The organism is Kordia periserrulae (assembly GCF_003054265.1).
Classification (GTDB): Bacteria; Bacteroidota; Bacteroidia; order Flavobacteriales; family Flavobacteriaceae; genus Kordia; species Kordia periserrulae.
The window spans coordinates 1-4,190 of sequence record NZ_QBKT01000019.1 but is presented as its reverse complement, the minus strand read 5'-3'; the positions used below and the strand labels follow the sequence as shown (position 1 = coordinate 4,190).

The following is a 4,190-nucleotide window of genomic DNA, read 5'->3' as shown; positions in this document are numbered from 1 at the left end:
ACCTATCATCCAACGGTAGCAGAAGCTTTAGCAGGCACAGGAGCGTTAGTAAACGGTTTTGAAAACATGACCGACCCACAAACGGTCTTTATCCGCGTGGAGAACACCGCTACAGGCTGTGTGAACACCAACAACATTGCAAGTTTAGAACTTAGTGTAGAACCAATACCAACAGCAACCGCGCCAGCGACTTATGAGCTGTGTGCTACAGACGCATCAGACCCAAACACAGCGGTATTCGACCTTACTAGTTTGGATGCAGAAATCATCGCAGGACAGTTAAATATGGCAGTCTCGTATTATGAAACCGCCATGGATGCGGATAGTGATATCAATGCTATTGCCAATGCAACTAGCTATGTAAACACGTCCAACCCACAAACGCTCTATGCGAGGGTAAGACAAACCATTACAGGCTGTTTATCTGATCCAGTGCTAGTGACATTACAAGTGAACGCACTACCAGTATTTACGCTGCCAGCAGACGATATTTTGTGTGTAGATGCCGATACAGGAACCACTACTGACGGACCAATGATTGGTGTAGACTTAGGTGCAGGCTACAGCTATAGCTGGACCACACCAAATGGTACAGCAAACTCGGCAACGGTGGCAGTAACCACCGCAGGAACCTATAGTTTGACTATTACAGACAATAACTTTACTACCAGTTGTACTTATAGTGATAGTGTGACGTATCAGGCGTCTTCAGCACCATCGGTATTAGATATACAAATCACTACACCAGCCTTTGCAAGCAGTCACAATGTGATAGCGACAGCCTCAGGCGGTTCTGGCGTGTATGAATACCAACTGGATGATGGAGATTGGCAAGAAACAGGAGAGTTTTTAGACCTAGCACCAGGCGAACATACCATCACCGTGAGAGATACCAACGGATGTGGAGAGCTTATCAGAGGCTTTGAACTGATAGATTACATGAAATTCTTCACACCAAACGGCGATGAGTACCATCCAACGTGGAACATCATCGGACTGCGCAATCAGCCAGGCGCGAAGATTTACATCTTTGACAGGTATGGAAAACTGCTCAAACAAATCAGTCCAGCAGGACCAGGCTGGGATGGAACCTTCAACGGTTCACCAATGCCATCACAGGATTACTGGTTTAGAGTAGAATACGTAGACCCATTCGATGGAACACCAAAAGAATTTATCAATCATTTTACTTTGAAGAGATAATTCATCATATTTGTCGTATATAATTATAGGACAATGGCTTTAATAAAACTTACAAACAGGATAAAAGGTATTTTTACAATATTTTTTATCCTGTTTTGTGTTAACCTACATGCACAGTTGAATCCATCATTAATTGGAGATACGACTGATATTGGTGGAGATTGCTTCGAAATTACACAAAACGTAAACAATCAATCAGGAGCAGTTTGGTCGGGTACGGCGATTGACATGCAGGAAGATTTCGTGGTGGAGTTTAGAGGTTTTTTCGGAACAAATGATGCAAACGGAGCAGATGGAATTACCTTTATCATCAAAAACACCCAAACACCTGAAATCGGAAATTTAGGTGGCGGCATGGGCTATGAAGGAATTAACAATTCCATAGCAGTAGAGTTTGATACTTGGCAAAACAACGATTTGAGCGATCCCTTTTTTGATCATTTAGCAATAGTAAGTCAAGGAAATAACAATCACAGTGGCGCGGCAAATTTGGCTGGCCCTGTGCAAGCATCTCCAACTTCAAGCAATATTGAAGACGGCGTAGAACACATTATACGAATTGAATGGACAGCAGCCACAACAACACTTGACGTATATTTTGATTGCTCTTTACGTCTTTCATACACGGGCGATGTTGTCAACAATAATCTTGCAGGTGTAACACAAGCGTATTTTGGTTTTACAGGTTCTACAGGCGGAGCTGCAAATTTACAGCGTGTTTGTTTCGATTATGTATCTTTTGCCAATTCTCTTGCTTTTACAGACGAACTTATCTGCGAAGGCGAATCCATAAGCTCTGTAGATGCAACTGTTACGGGCGCAACTTCGTACGCATGGACACCAACTACAGGCGTAAGCAATCCTAACATTCCAAATCCAATTTTTACACCAACGACGACAACGACATATACTGTAGACATTTCTAATAGTTGTGCAGATACCATACAAGAAAGTTTTACGATAACTGTAGAGCCAATTCCAACTGCAAATCCTGTAGCAGACATTGCCGTTTGTGATGATGCTTCGAATGATGGTGTGGAAGAATTTAGTTTTACAACATTAAACGCAACCATTCTGGGAATGCAAAATACTTCCGACTTTACAGTGAGTTACCATTTAAGTCAAGATGATGCAAACAATAATGCAAACGCACTCACTTTTCCGTACACAAATACCAATCAATGCGAGCAAATATTCGCCAGAGTAGCAAATAATTTAATCCCAACGTGCTATGCTACGACAGATTTTGAAATATGTGTAAACAGTCAACCAATGGCAAATCAGCCAAACGACATGAATACCTGCGATCCTGAAGCAGACAACATGGAAGTATTTGACTTGTCTACGCAAGAAGCGACCATACTTGGTTCTCAAAACGCAGCAGATGTTACCATCACTTTTCACGCAAGTAATATAGATGCGAATAGTGGCGCCAATCCATTACCAACAAACTACACGGGAAGCAACAACGAAACCATTCATGTACGAGTGGAAAGTACCGAAGCAGGAAGTAACTGTTATGCAATCACTTCTTTTCAGTTGTTTTTAGATACGACTCCAATTGCAAATTCTGTAGCTGATATTATAGTTTGTGATGATGCTACGAATGACGATGTGGAATCGTTTGATTTTTCAACGCTCAACGCTACTGTTTTAGGAACGCAAGATGCTTCTTCGTTTACAGTGAGTTATCACCCAAATCAAGTAGATGCTGACAATAATACAAATGCACTAACATTTCCATACACAAATACAGCACAGTCAGAAGAAATATTTATCAGAATACAAAACAATTCCAACACCGACTGTTACAACACAGCAAGTTTTGAAATATTTGTAAATACACAGCCAATTGCCAATCAGCCAGAAAACATGGTTGCTTGCGACCTTGACGGGAATGGTATGGAAGATTTTGACTTGTCTACGCAAGAAGCTGAAATTCTTGGAACGCAAAATGCTGCCGATTTCAATATTACCTTTCATTCAGATCCGTTAGATGCTCAAAATGATGTAAATCCACTTCCGCCAGTCTATTCTGGTGCCAATAACGAAACGATTTATGTGCGAATAGAAAGTACAGAGCCAAACAACGATTGTTTTGCTATAACAGACTTTTTAATTCTCTTTGAAACCTTACCTACAGCGAACACGCCAACCGATTTAATTGTGTGTGATGATGAAACGCCTGATGGTTTTACTGCTGTAGATTTAAACGTAAAAAATGACGAAATCTCAGGTGGCATTTCAGGACTTTCTGTGCGATACTATCTAACACAGACAGATGCTGACAATGATGTAAACGCGCTGGCTATTCCATACACAAATACTAGCAATCCTCAAACGGTATATGTTCGTGTAGAAACTGCGAATTCTGGATGTTATGTCACTACTACGTTAACTATTATGGTAGAAGATGCTCCGCAAGTATTTCCCGCTACACCATTAGAATTTTGTGATACTGATAATGACGGATTTGGAGTGTTTGATATACGAAGTACCGAATCGCAGATAACGGGCGGAATTACCAACAACATCGCTGTCACCTACCACGAAACCCCAGAAGACGCCGACAACAATGTCAATGCACTGGCTGATACCTATAGCAACATCAATCCGTACAATCAAACCTTGTATGTACGTGTCGAAAATGTGCTTACAGGCTGTTACAATGTGGTTTCTCTAGCGTTAATCGTGTATGATTCACCAGAGATAGCCGCACTCGATACCCTAACCTTAGCGGAATGTGATGATATTACCGGAGACCAAATCGCACAATTTGATTTAACACAGGCTCAGACTGACATTCTAAACGGAGAAGACCCAATAACCCATACAATTCGTTACTATAACACCCAGGCAAATGCCATCGCTGGAATGAGCGCAGGCGAGATTAACAATCCAAATGCCTATAGCAACATTCCACCGAGTCCACAAATCATCTGGGTACGCGTGGAAGACCAAGTAACAGGATGTTTTACTATTACCAA

At 41.5% G+C, this 4,190-nt stretch carries 2 protein-coding genes; both read left to right on the top strand.

The features are described from left to right. Positions 1-1,203: T9SS type B sorting domain-containing protein (locus C8N46_RS19945; protein WP_146169914.1), on the top strand; the 1,203-nt coding region annotated here is incomplete at its 5' end. Positions 1,204-1,320: 117 nt separating this feature from the next. Beyond that, positions 1,321-4,190 (top strand): L-type lectin-domain containing protein (locus C8N46_RS19940; protein ID WP_245896972.1); only part of this gene is annotated, 2,870 nt, incomplete at its 3' end.